Origin of the sequence: Bradyrhizobium sp. LLZ17, from assembly GCF_041200145.1 — a bacterium.
Lineage (GTDB): Bacteria > Pseudomonadota > Alphaproteobacteria > Rhizobiales > Xanthobacteraceae > Bradyrhizobium.
The window spans coordinates 4112454-4129395 of the sequence record NZ_CP165734.1 but is presented as its reverse complement, the minus strand read 5'-3'; the positions used below and the strand labels follow the sequence as shown (position 1 = coordinate 4129395).

Here is a 16942-nt window from a genome sequence, read left to right as displayed (position 1 = left end):
AGCATGTATGTCGCAGTCAAAGGCGGCGAACGCGCCATCGAGAACGCCCACCGCCTTTTGGCGAACGCGCGGCGTGGCGACAGAAGCGTTGCGGAAATCACGCTCGACCAGATCTCGGAGCAGCTCGGCCTCGCCGTGGACCGCGTCATGAGCGAGGGCTCGCTCTATGATCGCGAGCTCGCGGCGCTCGCGATCAAGCAGGCGCGCGGCGATCTGATCGAGGCGATCTTCCTGGTTCGCGCCTTCCGCGCCACCTTGCCGCGCTTCGGCGCCAGCGAGCCGGTCGACACCGGTGCGATGCGGGTGCAGCGGCGGGTGTCCTCGACCTTCAAGGACATTCCCGGCGGCCAGATCCTCGGACCGACCTTCGACTATACGCACCGCCTGCTTGATCCCTCGCTCGCCGAGGGATTCGTGCCCGAGGTGCCGGCATCCGTCGAAGCCTCGAGCGCACCGACGCCGCGCGTGACCGATATTCTCGGTCGCGACGGGCTGATCGAGTCCTCGCCGCAAGCCGAAGACGGCGCCAGCGTCGGCGATCTCACCCGGGAGCCGCTGAACTTTCCGGCAGACCGCGACCTGCGCCTGCAAAATCTCGCGCGCGGTGACGAAGGCTTCCTGCTGGCGATGGGCTATTCCACCCAGCGCGGCTATGGCCGTAATCATCCCTTTGCCGGCGAGATCCGCTTCGGCGAGGTCGAGGTCGAGTTTTCGGCCGAAGACGTCGGCTTCGCCGTGCCGCTCGGCTCCATCGAGCTCACCGAGTGCCAGATGGTCAATCAGTTCAAGGGCTCGGCCACGGAAGCCCCGTGCTTCACCCGCGGTTATGGCCTCGCCTTCGGCCAGAGCGAGCGCAAGACCATGTCGATGGCGCTGGTCGATCGCGCGCTGCGCGCCCGCGAACTCGGCGAGGAGGCGCTCGCCCCGGCACAGGACGAAGAATTCGTGATGTCGCATTCGGACAACGTCCAGGCGACCGGCTTCGTCGAGCATCTCAAGCTGCCGCATTATGTCGACTTCCAATCCGAGCTCGGCCTGTTGCGCAAGCTGCGCCAGGAATTCGCCGACGCCAATGCGCCCGATGCGATGAAGGAGGCCGCGGAATGAACGCGCCCGCCTACAATTTTGCCTATCTCGACGAACAGACCAAGCGGATGATCCGCCGCGCGATCCTCAAGGCGATCGCGATCCCCGGTTATCAGGTGCCGTTCGCCAGCCGCGAAATGCCGATGCCCTATGGCTGGGGCACCGGCGGCGTGCAGGTCACCGCCGCGATCCTCGGGCCCCAGGATGTGCTGAAGGTCATTGACCAGGGCTCCGACGACACGACGAACGCGATCTCGATCCGCAAATTCTTCGCCAAGACCGCGGGTGTCGCTACGACCACGGCGACCGAGGAGGCCACCGTGATCCAGACCCGTCACCGCATTCCGGAGACGGCGCTGCACGCGAACCAGGTGCTGGTCTATCAGGTGCCGATCCCGGAGCCGCTGCGTTTCCTGGAGCCGCGCGAGACCGAGACGCGGCGGATGCACGCGCTCGCCGAATATGGCCTGATGCATGTCAAGCTCTACGAGGACATCGCCCGCTTCGGCCACATCGCGACCGCCTACGCCTATCCGGTGAAGGTGAACGCGCGCTATGTGATGGATCCGTCGCCGACGCCGAAATTCGACAACCCCAAGATGGACAATTGCCCGGCGCTGCAACTGTTCGGCGCGGGCCGCGAGAAGCGCATCTATGCGATCCCGCCCTATACGCAGGTGGTGTCGCTCGATTTCGAGGATCATCCCTTCGAGCCGTATCGGTTCAACGCGCCTTGCGCGCTGTGCGGTGCCGAGAATTCCTATCTCGACGAGATCGTGACCGACGACAAGGGCAGCCGCATGTTCGTGTGCTCCGACACCGATTATTGCGAAGGCCGTCAGGCCGCCGGCCATCACGGCAGCCTCAGCGCCGCGCCGTACAAGGAGAAGGCGGGCTCACATGGCTGATCTCGACATGCGCGAGAACGACGAGCCGTTGCTGGTCGCAGAATCGCTCAGCAAATCCTACGGCCGCATCGCCGCGTGCCGCGATGTCTCATTCTCGCTGTTTCCCGGTGAAGTGCTGGCGATCGTCGGCGAATCCGGCTCGGGCAAGTCGACGCTGCTACAGCTGCTGTCCGGCCAGCTCGCCGCCAGCGGCGGGCAGGTGTTCTATCGGATGCGCGACGGCGTCACCCGCGATCTTGCCACGCTCGGCGAAGCCGAGCGCCGCTTCCTGTTCCGTACCGATTGGGGTTTCGTGCACCAGGATCCCGCGCAGGGCCTGCGCATGGCGGTGTCGGCCGGCGCCAATGTCGGCGAGCGGCTGATGGCGGTGGGCTGGAATCATTACGGTCGTATCCGTGACACGGCGTCGGACTGGCTCACGCGGGTCGAGATCGACACAGCGCGCATCGACGATGCGCCGCGTAACTATTCCGGCGGCATGCGCCAGCGCCTGCAGATCGCCCGCAATCTCGTCACCGAGCCGCGGCTGGTGTTCATGGACGAGCCGACCGGCGGGCTCGATGTGTCCGTGCAGGCGCGCCTGCTTGACCTGCTGCGCAATCTCGTTGCCGAATTGCATCTCGCCGTCGTCATCGTCACCCATGATCTCGCGGTCGCGCGGTTGCTGTCGCATCGTGTGATGGTGATGAAGGACGGCCGCGTCATCGAGACCGGCCTCACCGACCAGGTGCTCGACGATCCCCGCGAGCCCTATACGCAGCTCCTGGTCTCCTCGATTCTGCCGGCATGAGTGTTCCGATGACCAGTCCCGCAATGATCGACATCGCCAATGCGAAAAAGACCTTCACGATGCACCTGCAAGGCGGCATCGAATTGCCGGTGGTGAGGGGGGTGACCTTTGAAGTCAACCCGGGCGAATGCGTCGTGCTGTCCGGCCCATCCGGTGCCGGCAAGTCGTCGATCCTGAAGATGATTTTCGGCAATTATCGCTGCGACTCCGGCCGCATCGGCATTCGTCATCGCGGCGCGCTGATCGACCTCGCCACCGCCGAGCCGCGGCAGGTCCTCAACGTCCGCCGGGCCACCATCGGCTATGTCAGCCAGTTCCTGCGCGCGGTGCCCCGGGTTGCGACCATCGACGTTGTCGCCGAGCCTCTCATCGTCAACGGTGTGGCCCGAGCCGATGCGCAGGCGCGCGCGGGTGAACTGCTGCATCGGCTCAACATTCCCGAGCGGCTCTGGCAGCTTCCGCCCGCGACCTTCTCCGGCGGTGAGCAGCAGCGCGTCAACATCGCGCGCGGCTTCATCCCGGAGCTGCCGATCCTGCTGCTCGACGAACCCACGGCGTCGCTCGATGCCGCCAACCGCGCCGTCGTGGTCGAGCTGATCGCGGAGAAGAAGCGCCAGGGTGTCGCCATGGTCGCCATTGTCCACGACGACGAAATCCGCCATCTGATCGCCGACCGCGTCATCGACGTCACCAGCTTCGCCGCTGCGGCCTGAAGGACATGGAAATGAACGCCAAGCCAAAGGACATCGTGATCGCCAATGCCAGGATCGTACTGGCTGACCGGGTGATCGAGCAGGGTTGGCTTGCGCTTGCGGATGGACGCATCGCCGAGATTGGCGAGGGCAGGGCGCCCGCAGGTGCCGAGGATGCCGCCGGCGACCTGATCATGCCCGGCCTGATCGAGCTCCACACCGATCATCTCGAAGCGCATTACGTGCCGCGGCCAAAAGTGTTCTGGAACCCGGTCGCAGCCGTTGTCTCCTATGACGGCCAGCTCGCCACGTCAGGCATCACCACGGTGTTCGACTCGCTCCGGGTCTGGCGCGAGGACGGCGCCGAAGAAGTTGATGGACGCGCCGGCGTGCTCGCCGCAGCGATCACGACCGCGCGTGATGCTGATCTGCTGCGCGCAGACCATTTCCTTCACCTGCGCTGCGAAATCCCGATGCCGAGCGTGGTCGAGGAGGCCAAGGAGCTGGTCGGCCGTCCCGACGTGCGGCTGATGTCGCTGATGGACCACACCCCCGGCCAGCGCCAGTTCCGCGACGAGGTCAAGCTGCGCGACTATTACCGCGGCAAGGGCGGTGGCAAGACCGATGCCGAGCTCGACGAATTGTTCGCGAAACGCTTCGAATATCAGAAAGCATATGCTGCGACCAACATGCGCCAGATCGTGGCGCTGGCGCATGGGCACAATATTCCGCTGGCGAGCCATGACGACACCACCGAGGAGAACGTCGCCGACGCCGTCCGCGACCGCATCTCGGTGGCGGAATTTCCGACCACGCTGGAGGCCGCGCGGGGCCTGCACCAGGCCGGCATCGACATCCTCATGGGCGCGCCGAATGTCGTTCGCGGCGGCTCGCATTCCGGCAACATCGCCGCGGTCGATCTCGCCCGCGAAGGCCTGCTGGACATCCTGTCGTCCGACTACATCCCCTCCAGCCTCTTGATGGGCGCGCTGCAATTGCCGGAGCACGTCCCCGCCATCGGTCTGCCAGCGGCGATCCGCACGGTGACGAAGACCCCGGCTGAAGCGGTCGGGCTGTCCGATCGCGGCGAAATCGCGCTCGGCAAACGCGCCGATTTGATCCGTGTGCATATCGCAGGCCACGTCCCCGTCGTCCGCAGCGTCTGGCGCGAAGGGGGCCGCGTCGCGTGAGCGAAACCGCGACCACGGCCGAGGGTGAGGCGGGCGGGATCGGGCCCGGCCGGCTCGTGCTCGTGGTCGGCCCCAGCGGCGCCGGCAAGGACACCTTGCTGCGGCTGGCGCAGACCGCCTGCGCCGACGATCGCGATATCGTCTTCCCGCGCCGTGTTGTCACGCGCGATCCTCGGCCGACGAGGACAATATTGCAGTGAGCGAGGGCGAATTCCGTAGCGCGCGCGAGCATAGCGATTTCGCCGTGCATTGGGAGGCGCACGGGCACTGCTACGCGCTCCCGCTCGAGATCAACGACGATATCCGCGCCGGCCGCGCCGTCGTCGCCAACGTTTCGCGCACGGTGATCGGCGCGCTGCGCGAGGCCTACGCCAACGTCGTCGTGGTCGCGATCGCCGCGCCGCCGGAGGTGCTGGCGCAGCGGCTGGCGGCGCGGTCGCGGCATAGCGACGGCAACATCGCCGATCGCCTCGCCCGCAGCGTTGAGGACGCGACAGCTCACGCCGATGTCACCATCCTCAATGCCGGCAGCGCCGAGTACCACGGCCGCCAGCTCGTGCGCGTGATCAGGAACGAAGGCTGGCAGGACTAGCCGGCGCAACAAGGGGTTTGGAATGTCGGTGATCGAAACGGTCGAGCAGTTAGAGGCCATCTACGGCGCCGTCGGTGATGCCTCGACCGTGAAAGTCGCCGACCACGTGACCCCGCTCTATCGCATCTTCATCGAGAAGGCGCCGTTCGCGGCGCTCGCCACCATCGGGCCGGAGGGCATCGACTGCTCGCCGCGCGGCGATCTGCCCGGCTTCGTCCGCGTCCACGACCCGAACACGCTGATGCTGCCGGATCGCCGCGGCAACAACCGGGTCGATTCCTTGCGCAACATCGTGCGCGACCCGCGCGTGTCGCTGATGTTCCTGATCCCCGGCTCCGGCAACGCGGTCCGCGCCAACGGCCGCGCGCATCTCTCGGTCGATCCCGAGTTGCTTGGGTCTTTTGAGGTCGCGGGCAAGGCGCCGCGCAGCGTCATGGTGATGAAGGTGGAGGAAATCTACTTCCAGTGCGCCCGCGCCATCGTCCGCTCCGATCTCTGGAATCCCGACAAGCGCATCGACCCGAAGACGCTGCCGACACCCGGGCAGATCCTCGCCGAGATGAGCCAGAACAAGATCGGCGGCGACGAGTATGATCGCATCTGGCCGGAACGTGCCGCCGCGACGATGTGGTGACGCCTCTTCCCCCTTCCTTGTGGGAGAGGTGGCTCGCCGCGTGGCGGCGAGACGGGTGAGAGGTCTCTCTGCAATCACATCTCTCACAAGTGAAACTCGCGGAGACAACCCCTCATCCGGCGCTTCGCGCCACCTTCTCCCACAAGGGGAGAAGGGAAGCAGGGAGAACGTGCTCTCCGAACGGAGCCGGCGCGCGAACTGATCAGCTCCGGCGGCGCGTCCTGGTGCGTGCCGCCTTTTTTGAGGCGGTGGAGCGGGCCTTGGCGCCTTTGGTGCGGCTCGCCTTGCGCGCGGTGGCTGAACGCGACGCGGCCGTTCGTCGGCTCGCGGCACGCTTGCCCTGTTTCGACAATGCGCTGCGTGATGCGGTCGAGCGCGGCTCCTTTTTCAAAACCTTTTCGACGGCCCGCGACACGCGCGGCCGGCGCTTCGGGGTGCGCTTGCCCTGACCGACCTCATAGGCATATTTGGCGCTGCGACGCGTCGCCTTCTTGGCGCGACCTTTGCGCGGCGGCGGCAGATCGACTCCGGCACGGCGGGCCTCGGACAGACCGATGGCAATTGCCTGCTTCGTCGAGCGCGCGCCGTGCTTGCCTTTGCGGATCTTGTCGATCTCGTGCTTGACGAATTCGCCGGCCTGTGTGCTTGCCGATTTACCGGCACGCTTGTCTTGCCTGGCTTTGCGAATGATTTCCTGTCTCGGCATAGGTCCAGTTCCCTCCGGATTCACAGGGATGTCTGACCGCAACGCGCAAGATAGACGATTGATCCTGTCAGTTCCTGAGCGCCGCCAGCAACTCATCCGGACGCTCGGCCATGATCATGTGGCCCGCGCCCGGCACCACCACGGCCTTCGCATGCAGGATCGCGGCGGCGAGTGCCTTGCCGGCCTTGGCCGGCGTCATCATGTCCCGCTCGCCGAGGATCAATGTCGTCGGCACCTTCACGCTCGCGGCGGCGGTCAGCGCATTCGCATAGGAATTGCAGGCGGACAGATCCTTGAACAGCACGCCCGGTTCGCAATGCCTGAGCACGGCCTGCGCGCCGCCATGCATCCACAGCCCAGGCGCGAGGCTGCCGCCGAGCTCGGCGTTGAAGCCGAGGCCCCAGATCGAGACCATGTCGATCGCGTCCTGATCGTTGGCTTCGGCCGCCTTCAAGAGGTCCGGGCCGACACTCATGGTCGCGGCCGTGCCGATCAGGCTCAGCGCGGAGACCTTGCCGGGATGCCGCGCGGCGGTCTCCAGCGAGATCAGCGAGCCCATGGAATGGCCGATCAGATGCGCCTTTGACACGCCGGCCGCATCGAGCAGCGCGGCGGTCCAGTCGGTCATCTCCGCGATGCTCGCGAGCGAAGGCCCGTCCGAGCGGCCGTGTCCGGGCAGATCCGGCGCCAGCACGCCAAAGCCGTGATGGGCGAACCAGCGCGTATGCAGCGCCCAGCTCGTATGATCGAAGCCGGCGCCGTGGATGAAGACGACCGCGGGCAGGGATTTGTCGAACCCGCGGCCGCCGGTCGCGACAAACACTTCGGCGCCGTTGACGGTGAGCTTCATGGCTTAACCCTTTTGCGAGATGCGCAGCGCCTGCGCGAGATCGTCGATGATGTCGGACGCCGTCTCGATGCCGACCGAGAGCCGCACCAGCTCCTCGCCGATGCCGGCGGCCCTGAGTTGCTCGGCATCCATCTGCTGATGCGTGGTCGAGGCGGGATGGATCACCAGCGTCTTGGCGTCGCCGACATTGGCGAGATGGCTGATCATGCGCAGCTGCTCGATGAACTTGCGGCCTGCGGGCCGCCCGCCCTTGATGCCGAAGGAGATGATCGAGCCGGCGCCGCGCGGCAGCAGCTGCTTTGCCAGCTGATAGTCGGGATGGGTTTCCAGCGCCGGATGCAGCACCCAGTCGACGGCCTTGTTGGCCTTGAGCGCCTCAAGCACGAGATGCGTGTTCTGCATGTGGCGGTCCATGCGCACGCCGAGCGTCTCGACGCCCTGCAACAGCTGAAACGCGTTGGTGGGCGACAGGCAGGCGCCGAAATCGCGCAGTCCCTCGGTGCGCGCGCGCATGATGAAGGCGGCGGTGCCGAACTGCTCGTCGAAAACGATGCCGTGATAGCCGCCATAGGGCTCGGTCAGCACGCCGAATTTTCCCGATGAACGCCAATCAAATCGGCCGCCATCGACGATGGCGCCGCCGATCGCGATGCCGTGGCCGCCGATCCACTTCGTCGCCGAATGCATCACGATGTCGGCGCCGAGTTCGATCGGACGACTGAGATAGGGCGTGGCAAACGTGTTGTCGATCAAAAGCGGGATTTTGGCGTCATGCGCGACCGCCGCGACCTTCGGGATGTCCAGCACTTCCAGCCCGGGATTGCCGATGGTCTCGCCGATCACGAGCCTGGTGTTCGGCCTGATCGCCGATCGGAACGCGTCGAGGTCGCGCGGCTTGACGAAGGTCGTGGTAATGCCGAAGCGCGGCAGCGTGTGCGCGAGCAGGTTGATGGTGCCCCCGTAGAGCGAGCTCGACGCCACGATGTGGTCGCCGGCGTTCAGGAGCGTCGCGATGGCCAGATGCAGCGCGGCCATGCCGCTCGCGGTGCAGATCGCGCCGACGCCGCCTTCGAGTGCCGCGAGCCGCTCCTCCAGCACGCCCGTGGTCGGATTGGAGATGCGCGTATAGATGTGGCCGGCGCGCTCCAGATTGAACAGCGCGGCGGCGTGATCGGAGTCCTGAAACACGTAGGACGTGGTCTGGTAGATCGGCACCGCGCGGGCGCCGGTCGTGGGATCCGGATGCTGGCCCGCATGCAGGCTCAGGGTTTCGAACGCAGGCGGTTTCGGCGCGGGCATGCTTGGCCTCGTTGGTCCTTGATAACATCTGCACCTTTGCCACAGATTGGGGCGCTATGTCAGCCGTTGGCAGGACAATTCCTGGCTCCCTGCCACGGGTCGTTCACCTCTCCCGCTTCCGGGAGAGGTCGGCGCCGGGCGATGCGAAGCATCGTCCCGCGCGCCGGGTGAGGGCTCTCTCCGCACGGGGGTTCTCGCTTGCGGAAACACCCTCTCCCCAGCCCTCCCCCCGCAGGCGGGGAGGGAGCGCATCGACTTCTTGGCGACCATCGAGCCCAATCTCATCATGCTCGAACGACGTGCTTCGCTCATACCGCCGCTCACCCCGCCAGCCTATCCCGCACCTCGGCTGCGATCTCGAACGAGCGCAGCCGCGCGGCGTGGTCGTAGATCTGTCCCGTCGTCATCAGCTCGTCCGCGGCGGTGTCGGCGATCAGGGCCCTGAGCTTCTGTTCAACGATGGCGGGCGAACCGACCGCCGAGCATGACAGCGATTGGCCGACCATGGCCTTCTCCGCGGGCGACCACAGCGCGTCCATGTCGTCGACCGGCGGCGGTAGCGGGCCCGGCGTGCCGCGGCGCAGATTGATGAACTGCTGCTGGAGCGAGCTGAACATGCGCTGCGCCTCGGCGTCGCTGTCGGCCGCGAACACGTTGACGCCGACCATCGCATAGGGCTTGTCGAGCTGCGCCGACGGCTCGAACCGCGCCCGGTACTCGCGCAACGCCGGCATCATCATCTGCGGCGCGAAATGCGAGGCGAACGCAAAGGGCAGGCCGAGCATGGCCGCGAGCTGCGCGCCGAACGTGCTCGAGCCGAGGATCCAGAGCGGCACCTTCGTTCCCATGCCGGGCACGGCGCGAATGGTCTGGTTCGGCTGCACATCGCCAAGCAGCGCCTGCAATTCCAGCACGTCCTGCGGAAAATTTTCGGAACTGGTGGCGAGGTCGCGCCGCAGCGCCCGCGCTGTCAGTTGGTCGGTCCCCGGCGCACGCCCGAGCCCGAGGTCGATCCGCCCGGGATAGAGCGATTCCAGCGTGCCGAACTGCTCGGCGATGATCAGCGGCGAATGGTTCGGCAGCATCACGCCACCCGAGCCGACGCGGATCGTGCTGGTGCCGCCCGCGATGTGCCCGATCACGACCGAGGTCGCGGCACTCGCGATGCCCGTCATGTTGTGATGCTCGGCCAGCCAGAACCGCTTGAAGCCCCACGCCTCGGCGTGCCGGGCGAGATCGAGCGAGTTGGCAAACGCCTGCGCCGCATCGCCACCCCTGCGGATGGGAGCGAGGTCGAGCACGGAGAAGGGGATCATGCGTGGGTACCGGCTGGGGCGCGATGTGCGCCGGGGCTTCACATATAGGGACCGGAGCGCGGGCTGCGAGGGAACCGATGCCGCCTTCAAGGCTTAGCAGGCATTGCTGCTATGCCAATCTGGCGTCGTGCCAAACCCGCGGGAGGTCAGCATGCAAACGAACATCACGAACATGGTGGGAGCACTTTGCGCCATCGCAATGGTCGCGAGCGCGCACGCCGCGGTCAGGGAAGAGCCGGTCGCCTACATGGACGGCGAGGCCACGATGAAGGGCTTCGTCGTCTACGACGACGCGACCCAGGCCAAGCGGCCCGGCATCGTTATCGTGCCAGAATGGTGGGGCATCACCCCGCATATCCACAATGAGGCGCGGAAGTTCGCCGAGCAGGGCTACACGGCCTTCATCGCGGACATGTATGGCGACGGCAAGACCGCCGACAACCCGAAGGACGCCGGCGCGCTCTCTGCGTCCGTGATGAAGAACGCGAAGGTGATGGAGCAGCGCTTCAACGCAGCGCGGGACGAACTCGCCAGGCAGGCCTCGGTCAATCCGCAGCGCATCGGCGCCGTCGGTTACTGCTTCGGCGGCGCGGTGGTGCTGAATATGGCGCGCGCGGGCGCCGATCTCGCTGCCGTTGCCGGCTTCCACGCGTCCCTTGGTCTCAACACGCCGGCGCCGGCGCCGGGAACCGTCAAGGTGAAAATCCTTATTCTCAACGGCGCGGACGATCCCTTCGTGAAGCGCGAGGAGTACGATGCGCTGAAGAAGGATTTCGACGCGGCGAAGGCCGATTATCGCATCATCCAATATCCCGGCGCCGTGCACGCCTTCACCAACCCCGAAGCCACCGAGCTCGGCAAGAAGTTCAACCTGCCCCTCCGATACGACGCCAAGGCAGATCAGGAATCAAAAGCCGAAGCAGCCAAGCTCTTCGCCGCGACGTTGAAAAAATGAAGAGAGGGCCACCGTCATGGTGGCCTTTTTCAACTGGCGCAGGTTGAGCTCGCGTAGGATGGGTAGAGCACTTGCGAAACCCATCATGTCTCGTCATCGATAGCCGCGATGGGTTTCGCTTCCGCCTTCGCTCTTCGAGCTACGGCGGACAAGTCGCTCTACCCATCCTACGAGCTATGTTAAGGTTGTCTGTGCGGTCGCGGGGAGGGGAGTCATGAAGTGCCTGCGGATTTACTCCACGGCAGATGGCGAGTCGCACTTTGATGAGGTCGACGTTCCGACAAACCCGCGGCAGGTTCATCCCGATGCTGCGATTTTCGAAGTGTCCGCAAGATATGCGTCCTCACACATCAGCTTCACGCGCATTCCGGCAGGCGCCGGACAGGTCGATTGGCACACTGTTCCAGGGCGCGTGCTCACAGTGAGGCTTAATGGATCGGCCGAATACCAGACCAGTGACGGAGACCAGAAGCACGTTCCGGCCGGCAGCTTCGTCTTGTTCGAGGACACTCATGGCAAGGGACACAAAACGGAACACTCACCCGAAGAGCAGACCGTCATCTGGATCAGCCTACCGCACGGCCTCGATCAGCCTTGATGATGAGCTGCCTCGATCGGTTCGGCAATTGGCCCACAGCAGAGCGTAGGATGGGTAGAGCACTTGCGAAACCCATCATGCGTCGACATCGAAAAGGCCGCGATGGGTTTCGCTTCGCTCTACCCATCCTACGAGCTATCGACCTCTCTTCAACGGAGGATGGTCCAAGGTTTGATCCCTTGTGCAGATATGCCAGAAACGGCTACATGTTCCGACTTGGGCCGAGGAGATACCCTGATCAAAAGCTGTTTTTTAGGGGAGAGGGGCACATGTTATGTTAGATTTTTCAGCGGTACGTGCGTATCTGGAGGCTGGCTATTTTCTTGCCGGCATACTTGTGACTTTTGGCCTTTTCTTAGCCTACCGGCAGCTCAGCTTACTCCGTCTCGACATCAACCTGAGAAATGAGCGAGCTGCCAAAGAAAAAGCAATTACTGCCTGCGAACGTTATTTAAAGTCATACGTAAGGAAGGCGGGCGCCCTCTACGATGCGCGGAAGAACAGCAACCTCCCAGAATATGACGGCCTGATCGGAAACTTCACAAGAGCTTCAATTCCAACAATCTTCCTAGCCTCGGCGACTCAGAAACTACTGCTGGAAACCGCTCTACCTGCATTGAACGAGCTCGAATCTATTGCAGCTTCATTTCGTACCGGGGTAGCCGACGAGTGGACCGGATTTGAGATCATCGGGCGGACATTTTGCTCCACCGTCGAGCACCACTATGATCTGATCGCTTGTTGCCGAGAGAAACAGCCGCACAGCTATTGGAGTGGAATTGTAGGATTGTATGGCATCTGGAGCCCGCGGCTTACAAAGGCTGAAATGAAATTCGAAAGAGATCACCTCGATCAAAGGATCAGTTCACTAAAGGATTCTGGGATTACGCCGGTGGGCGTGAATCGAGTATAGTTGGACGCCTAGACTCCGAGGGCACCGTACGTCCTTACTGAGCGAGATGCCGATTGGCTTAAAGGCTGCTTGATGGACGGCTATCAATTTATGGCGGCGATATTTTCGTCGCTCGTCTCACTGGCTTGGCCCGCGGCTCTCGTCATCTGCGTGCTACTGTTCCGGGAGAGATTGCAGACACTCCTGCCGTTCCTAAAGCTGAAGCACAAAGATACCGAGATATCTTTCCGCCTCGATCAAGCAGAGAAAGAGTCAGCTGAGATCGCTCAAACGGATTTGCAGCAGACGCCTCCAGAATTACTCCCAACCCCAGAAGAAAAGAGCCGCTTCGAGAAGATTGCTGAGCACTCTCCACGTGCGGCGATACTTGAGAAGCGTGCTGAGCTTGAGCAGGCAATGAGGATCATTGCTCAGTCACATTGGTCCGGCACCACGACTTCAACACCCTCGCCGCGCTCGATATCTCTTCTTACAGCAACGCGCATTCTTCGGAAGGCAGGGGTCATCGACGAGAAAACGTCAGCGCTACTAGATGATTTACGGGCCATCGGCAATCAAGCCGCTCATGAATCTACTGATGGCTCGGAGTTTACGAAAGAGGCCGCATTACGTTTCGGCAGGCTCGCCGACAACGCGATAGCTTATGTGAAGATGCTGGAGTGACAGGTTCAGAGCGACCACCGTGACCAAGGAGGCGTAGGATGGATAGAGCGCTTGCGAAACCAGCACGGCTCTAAACGAAAAACTATGGGCATTGCCGCACTCTGACAATCCTGAAATCCCGGGTGCCAATTGACCCGTCGGGCAAAACACCCGCCTCCCGCGAAAACCGGTCAACCCTGCGCCACAAAAATATTCCGCTTTACCGAAATTCGGAATTGCGTTATCCATCCGTCATCCCGGTCCTCGAAGAGGGGCGATCGTCCGTCGTAACGAACGTGGGCCGGGGTGCGGTGGACGCGACAGCGTCGGGCACGCGAAGGGGATCAGGGCGAGATGAACCTCGTGAGATCTTGGCTGGCGTGCGGACGAACGGCGCCTCAAATCCTGCGAAGCCCCTGGGCGAAGCAGGACCGTTGCGTACGGCAAAACCATGTGGTCCTGGCCGTCGTTGCTACGGTCAAGCCTTGCGGAGATGGATCGGGGCTCTACCGGGTCTCGGGCCATCGTCAATTCGCAAGGTGACGGTGACAAAAGGGAACTCGTCGCCGGGGAGAGCGCGGCATAAGCCGTCAACCCACTGCGCAGGGAAGGCCGAGTGTTCGGCTACACCTGTATGCTGCTGTGCGGTTTCCTCTGCGCTACACGCGCACAGTGGACCGCGGGTGCCAGCCGGCACCCGGTCTTCCCTGCGCCCTCTTCACCGAAGAGGGACACGGAAAAGAGCAAGACTCGGGCATTTCCTGCCGCGAGAATGCCGATGCGTGCTCTGAAGATGAAATGGTGCTGCCAGACAGGATTGAACTGTCGACCTCTCCATTACCAATGGAGTGCTCTACCACTGAGCTACGGCAGCATGTGCTGGGACAAGAATCGGCCGCCACGAGGGGCCTACCAAGCGGGCCGATATCTGCCACAGGCCTCCCCTCTGTGCAAGCTTGCCAGCCCCGCGAAATCGATAAAATCAGCCCTGTTGCGCGCCGAAATCGGTCGTTTTGTCCCGAAGCCACCGGTTTCGGCTCGATTTGGTTCCCGCGCAATCCCCAGCCAATCGGGCAGTTGGCCGTCTCAGCGAATTCGGTCAAATCTGGCTGCTTCGTTGTCGCGGCCGTCCTCACACCCTCTTGAGCTCTGATAATTCGGTGGCATCCTGCGGCCGGCCATGTGACGGGTTCGACAATGAGCGACGAGACCGACAAGAAGCCAGCGGCTGACTCCCGGCAGGACCGGCTGAAATCGGCGCTGCGCGAAAACCTGAAGCGGCGGAAGCTGCAGGCGCGCGAACGCGCCACAATTTCCGACCCCTCGCAGAATGAAGATGCTTCCCTGGATGAGGGAACCGCCGGCAAGGCCGGCGGCTAATTTTCTTGGAATGAGTGAGAGCGGCAATGGGGCAGGACGAACCGGAACACAGTGATCGAGACGCGATGATGTCGCGCTTCACGCGCCCCGAGCAGACCTTTCCGACGCTGACAGCAGCCGAAATCGCGCGCATGCAGCATTTCGGCGAAGTCCGCACCTATGCGCATGGCGAGCTGCTGTTCGAGACCGGCAAGCCCGGACCGGGCATGTTCGTCGTGCTGAAGGGCCATGTCGCCATCACCCAGCGCGACGGGCTCGGTCATGTCACGCCGCTGATCGAGCAGGGGCCGGGGCAATTCCTGGCCGAACTCGGCCAGCTCTCCGGCCGGCCGGCGCTGGTCGATGGCCGCGCCGAGGGCGACGTCGAGACGCTGCTGCTGCCGCCGGAGCGGCTGCGCGCGCTGCTGGTCGCGGAGGCCGAACTCGGCGAGCGCATCATGCGCGCGCTGATCCTGCGCCGGGTCAATCTGCTCCAGGGCGGCATCGGCGGTGTCGTGCTGATCGGGCCGTCGCATTCCGCCGGTGTGGTGCGCTTGCAGGGCTTCCTCACCCGCAACGGCCAGCCGCATCATCTGCTCGATCCCGATCGGGATCGCGATGCCGCCGACGTCATCGCGCGCTATTCGCCGAAGCCCGAGGACTGGCCGCTGGTCGTCACCCCTGACGGTGCGGTGCTGCGCAACCCCGGCGAGACCGAGCTTGCGCGCGCGATCGGCATGATCGGCGGCCCGCGCAACGACCGCATCTACGACGTCGCGATCGTCGGCTCCGGACCGGCGGGGCTCGCCACCGCGGTGTATGCGGCGTCCGAGGGGCTTTCGGTCGCCGTCCTCGACACCCGCGCCTTCGGCGGTCAGGCCGGCGCCAGTGCGCGCATCGAAAACTATCTCGGCTTCCCGACCGGCATTTCCGGCCAGGCGCTGACCGCACGCGCGTTCAACCAGGCGCAAAAATTCGGCGCCGAGATCATGATCCCGATGACCGTGAAGTCGCTCGACTGCGCGCGTGGCGATGGCGCATTTTCGGTCGAGCTCGATGGCGGTGACGTGCTGCGCTCGCGCGCGGTCGTGGTTGCGAGCGGCGCGCGCTATCGCCGGCCCGATATCGACAATCTCGACAGGTTCGAAGGTCGCGGCGTCTGGTATTGGGCTTCGCCGATCGAAGCGCGGCTCTGTGCCGGAGAAGAGGTGGCGCTGGTCGGTGCCGGCAATTCGGCCGGGCAGGCGGCCGTGTTCCTGTCCGGTCATGCCAAAAAGGTGCTGATGATCATCCGCGGCGGCGGCCTGGGTGCGAGCATGTCGCGCTATCTCATCGAGCGCATCGAGGCGACGCCGAACATCGAACTGATGTTCAACACCGAAATCACCGCGCTCGAGGGCGACGAGGCGTCGCTGCTGCGGCGCATCCGCTGGAAGAGCCGGCTGTCGGCGGACGAGGATTTTGCAGATGTCCGCAATCTCTTCCTGTTCGTCGGCGCCGATCCAGCCACCGGCTGGCTTGACGGCTGCGGCGTGACGCTCGACCGCGGCGGCTTCGTCGTCACCGGCGCGCAGGCCGAGCAAAATCTCGGCCGGCTCGTGGCGCCGCTGGAGACCTCCGTCCCCGGCGTCTATGCCGTCGGCGATGTCCGCTCCGGCTCGGTCAAGCGCGTCGGCGGCGCCATCGGCGAGGGCGCGCAGGTCGTGGCCTCCCTGCACGGCTATCTCGGCGACGCCGCAAAACCGGCGCTTTAGTCAAGGAGAAGACATGGAGATGGCAGGACGAATCTGACTTGCCATCTCGCCGTGTGCCACAGACTATCCCTCATCCGGAGGAGCGCACTCTTGCGCGCGTCTCGAAGGATAGAGGCCGATCTGTTAGATCCGGGCCGGCATGGTTCGAGACGGCGCTGATGCGCCTCCTCACCATGAGGGTTCGGCATAAAACCAGGAACTCAAATGGGAGGAACTAAATGGCTGAACTCGTCGTGCTCTACAAGACGCCCAAGGATACTGCTGCCTTCGACAAGCACTATGCCGAGACCCACATCCCGATCGCCAAGAAACTTCCCGGCCTGACAAAGTACGCGGTCAGCAGGGGGCCTGTCGGCTCCCCCGCCGGACCATCCGGAATCCACCTCGTCGCCATTCTCAGCTTCAACAGCGTGGCCGATATCCAGGCGGCATTCGGCAGCGAAGCAGGCAAGGCGGCGGCCGGCGATGTGCCGAAATTCGCCACTGGCGGCGCCGACCTGCTGATCTTCGACACCAAGGAAGTGTGAACCGCACGCGAGAGCGGCCCGGGCATCGCGGGCCGCTCTCGCCAAATTCGATTCAAGTTTCGTGAAAACTCGTAGCCCGGATGGAGCGAAGCGCAATCCGGGACTCTATCCGCGTACGCGAAGGCGCGGGT

Annotated in this window: 17 protein-coding genes, 1 tRNA gene and 1 pseudogene; 14 read left to right on the top strand and 5 right to left on the bottom strand. The window is 64.1% G+C overall.

Translation table 11 applies throughout. The features are described 5' to 3' along the window. Positions 1-3 precede the first annotated feature (3 nt). From AB8Z38_RS19960 to AB8Z38_RS19930, 7 genes and pseudogenes are all read left to right on the top strand, one after another. A complete protein-coding gene (locus AB8Z38_RS19960) occupies positions 4-1107 on the top strand; it encodes a carbon-phosphorus lyase complex subunit PhnI (RefSeq protein WP_369719576.1) in 1104 nt (367 codons plus the stop codon). Further along, positions 1104-1994, top strand: a complete 891-nt coding sequence (locus AB8Z38_RS19955) for an alpha-D-ribose 1-methylphosphonate 5-phosphate C-P-lyase PhnJ (protein WP_369719575.1) — start codon at positions 1104-1106, stop codon at positions 1992-1994. Before AB8Z38_RS19960 ends, AB8Z38_RS19955 begins: the two co-directional genes overlap by 4 nt. Further along, positions 1987-2784, top strand: a complete 798-nt coding sequence (phnK, locus tag AB8Z38_RS19950; protein WP_369719574.1) for a phosphonate C-P lyase system protein PhnK — start codon at positions 1987-1989, stop codon at positions 2782-2784. Before AB8Z38_RS19955 ends, phnK begins: the two co-directional genes overlap by 8 nt. Next, positions 2781-3497 carry a phosphonate C-P lyase system protein PhnL gene (gene phnL, locus AB8Z38_RS19945; RefSeq protein ID WP_369719573.1) on the top strand — a complete coding sequence of 239 codons (717 nt, stop codon included), beginning with the start codon at positions 2781-2783 and terminating at the stop codon, positions 3495-3497. The genes phnK and phnL overlap by 4 nt, the downstream gene beginning before the upstream one ends. Before the next feature lie 11 nt (positions 3498-3508). Next, positions 3509-4666 (top strand): alpha-D-ribose 1-methylphosphonate 5-triphosphate diphosphatase, encoded by a 1158-nt coding sequence (locus tag AB8Z38_RS19940; protein ID WP_369719572.1) that lies wholly within the window; start codon positions 3509-3511, stop codon positions 4664-4666. After that, positions 4663-5258 (top strand): annotated as a pseudogene (gene phnN, locus AB8Z38_RS19935) (phosphonate metabolism protein/1,5-bisphosphokinase (PRPP-forming) PhnN). Before AB8Z38_RS19940 ends, phnN begins: the two are co-directional and overlap by 4 nt. 22 nt (positions 5259-5280) lie before the next feature. Continuing rightward, positions 5281-5892: a pyridoxamine 5'-phosphate oxidase family protein gene (locus tag AB8Z38_RS19930; RefSeq protein ID WP_369719571.1), complete on the top strand. Its 612-nt coding sequence runs from the start codon at positions 5281-5283 to the stop codon at positions 5890-5892. Between the two features lie 202 nt (positions 5893-6094). Here the strand turns inward: AB8Z38_RS19930 and AB8Z38_RS19925 are convergent, their stop codons facing one another. The 4 genes from AB8Z38_RS19925 to AB8Z38_RS19910 form a co-directional block, all read right to left on the bottom strand. Beyond that, on the bottom strand, positions 6095-6598 hold the full coding sequence (locus AB8Z38_RS19925) for a DUF6496 domain-containing protein (protein WP_369719570.1): 504 nt from the start codon (positions 6596-6598) through the stop codon (positions 6095-6097). A 67-nt stretch (positions 6599-6665) separates the two neighbouring features. Continuing rightward, positions 6666-7448: an alpha/beta fold hydrolase gene (locus tag AB8Z38_RS19920; RefSeq protein ID WP_369719569.1), complete on the bottom strand. Its 783-nt coding sequence runs from the start codon at positions 7446-7448 to the stop codon at positions 6666-6668. A 3-nt stretch (positions 7449-7451) separates the two neighbouring features. Further along, positions 7452-8747 carry an O-acetylhomoserine aminocarboxypropyltransferase gene (locus tag AB8Z38_RS19915; RefSeq protein ID WP_369719568.1) on the bottom strand — a complete coding sequence of 432 codons (1296 nt, stop codon included), beginning with the start codon at positions 8745-8747 and terminating at the stop codon, positions 7452-7454. Positions 8748-9067: 320 nt separating this feature from the next. Further along, positions 9068-10063 carry an LLM class flavin-dependent oxidoreductase gene (locus tag AB8Z38_RS19910; RefSeq protein ID WP_369719567.1) on the bottom strand — a complete coding sequence of 332 codons (996 nt, stop codon included), beginning with the start codon at positions 10061-10063 and terminating at the stop codon, positions 9068-9070. Between the two features lie 151 nt (positions 10064-10214). On the opposite strand from AB8Z38_RS19910, the gene AB8Z38_RS19905 reads away from it, so the two are divergent. The 4 genes from AB8Z38_RS19905 (at position 10215) to AB8Z38_RS19890 (ending at position 13192) form a co-directional block, all read left to right on the top strand. Further along, complete coding sequence (locus AB8Z38_RS19905) at positions 10215-11018, top strand: dienelactone hydrolase family protein (RefSeq protein ID WP_369719566.1); 804 nt, start codon at positions 10215-10217, stop codon at positions 11016-11018. Positions 11019-11232: 214 nt separating this feature from the next. Further along, positions 11233-11616 (top strand): hypothetical protein, encoded by a 384-nt coding sequence (locus AB8Z38_RS19900; RefSeq protein WP_369719565.1) that lies wholly within the window; start codon positions 11233-11235, stop codon positions 11614-11616. 274 nt (positions 11617-11890) lie between these two features. Continuing rightward, positions 11891-12529 (top strand): hypothetical protein, encoded by a 639-nt coding sequence (locus AB8Z38_RS19895; protein ID WP_369719564.1) that lies wholly within the window; start codon positions 11891-11893, stop codon positions 12527-12529. Positions 12530-12601: 72 nt separating this feature from the next. Continuing rightward, on the top strand, positions 12602-13192 hold the full coding sequence (locus AB8Z38_RS19890) for a DUF4145 domain-containing protein (protein WP_369719563.1): 591 nt from the start codon (positions 12602-12604) through the stop codon (positions 13190-13192). Positions 13193-13970: 778 nt separating this feature from the next. On the opposite strand, the gene AB8Z38_RS19885 is transcribed toward AB8Z38_RS19890, so the two are convergent. Continuing rightward, positions 13971-14045: transfer RNA gene (locus tag AB8Z38_RS19885), tRNA-Thr, on the bottom strand. Between the two features lie 323 nt (positions 14046-14368). Between AB8Z38_RS19885 and AB8Z38_RS19880 the strand changes: the two genes are divergently transcribed. The 3 genes from AB8Z38_RS19880 (at position 14369) to AB8Z38_RS19870 (ending at position 16811) form a co-directional block, all read left to right on the top strand. Beyond that, positions 14369-14551, top strand: a complete 183-nt coding sequence (locus AB8Z38_RS19880) for a hypothetical protein (RefSeq protein ID WP_369719562.1) — start codon at positions 14369-14371, stop codon at positions 14549-14551. Positions 14552-14577: 26 nt separating this feature from the next. Then, positions 14578-16284: an FAD-dependent oxidoreductase gene (locus AB8Z38_RS19875; RefSeq protein ID WP_369719561.1), complete on the top strand. Its 1707-nt coding sequence runs from the start codon at positions 14578-14580 to the stop codon at positions 16282-16284. A gap of 218 nt (positions 16285-16502) precedes the next feature. Further along, positions 16503-16811, top strand: a complete 309-nt coding sequence (locus tag AB8Z38_RS19870) for an EthD family reductase (RefSeq protein ID WP_369719560.1) — start codon at positions 16503-16505, stop codon at positions 16809-16811. Positions 16812-16942 lie beyond the last annotated feature (131 nt).

What these genes read in the sequence shown, in the direction of transcription:
- AB8Z38_RS19960 (WP_369719576.1), top strand. Translation starts at nt 4, where the DNA reads ATGTATGTCGCAGTCAAAGGCGGCGAACGCGCCATCGAGAACGCCCAC.
- AB8Z38_RS19955 (WP_369719575.1), top strand. Translation starts at nt 1,104, where the DNA reads ATGAACGCGCCCGCCTACAATTTTGCCTATCTCGACGAACAGACCAAG.
- phnL (WP_369719573.1), top strand. Translation starts at nt 2,781, where the DNA reads ATGAGTGTTCCGATGACCAGTCCCGCAATGATCGACATCGCCAATGCG.
- AB8Z38_RS19915 (WP_369719568.1), bottom strand. Translation starts at nt 8,747, where the DNA reads ATGCCCGCGCCGAAACCGCCTGCGTTCGAAACCCTGAGCCTGCATGCG.
- AB8Z38_RS19890 (WP_369719563.1), top strand. Translation starts at nt 12,602, where the DNA reads ATGGACGGCTATCAATTTATGGCGGCGATATTTTCGTCGCTCGTCTCA.
- AB8Z38_RS19925 (WP_369719570.1), bottom strand. Translation starts at nt 6,598, where the DNA reads ATGCCGAGACAGGAAATCATTCGCAAAGCCAGGCAAGACAAGCGTGCC.
- AB8Z38_RS19910 (WP_369719567.1), bottom strand. Translation starts at nt 10,063, where the DNA reads ATGATCCCCTTCTCCGTGCTCGACCTCGCTCCCATCCGCAGGGGTGGC.
- AB8Z38_RS19895 (WP_369719564.1), top strand. Translation starts at nt 11,891, where the DNA reads ATGTTAGATTTTTCAGCGGTACGTGCGTATCTGGAGGCTGGCTATTTT.
- AB8Z38_RS19875 (WP_369719561.1), top strand. Translation starts at nt 14,578, where the DNA reads ATGGGGCAGGACGAACCGGAACACAGTGATCGAGACGCGATGATGTCG.
- AB8Z38_RS19870 (WP_369719560.1), top strand. Translation starts at nt 16,503, where the DNA reads ATGGCTGAACTCGTCGTGCTCTACAAGACGCCCAAGGATACTGCTGCC.
- AB8Z38_RS19930 (WP_369719571.1), top strand. Translation starts at nt 5,281, where the DNA reads ATGTCGGTGATCGAAACGGTCGAGCAGTTAGAGGCCATCTACGGCGCC.
- AB8Z38_RS19920 (WP_369719569.1), bottom strand. Translation starts at nt 7,448, where the DNA reads ATGAAGCTCACCGTCAACGGCGCCGAAGTGTTTGTCGCGACCGGCGGC.
- AB8Z38_RS19880 (WP_369719562.1), top strand. Translation starts at nt 14,369, where the DNA reads ATGAGCGACGAGACCGACAAGAAGCCAGCGGCTGACTCCCGGCAGGAC.
- AB8Z38_RS19905 (WP_369719566.1), top strand. Translation starts at nt 10,215, where the DNA reads ATGCAAACGAACATCACGAACATGGTGGGAGCACTTTGCGCCATCGCA.
- AB8Z38_RS19900 (WP_369719565.1), top strand. Translation starts at nt 11,233, where the DNA reads ATGAAGTGCCTGCGGATTTACTCCACGGCAGATGGCGAGTCGCACTTT.
- AB8Z38_RS19940 (WP_369719572.1), top strand. Translation starts at nt 3,509, where the DNA reads ATGAACGCCAAGCCAAAGGACATCGTGATCGCCAATGCCAGGATCGTA.
- phnK (WP_369719574.1), top strand. Translation starts at nt 1,987, where the DNA reads ATGGCTGATCTCGACATGCGCGAGAACGACGAGCCGTTGCTGGTCGCA.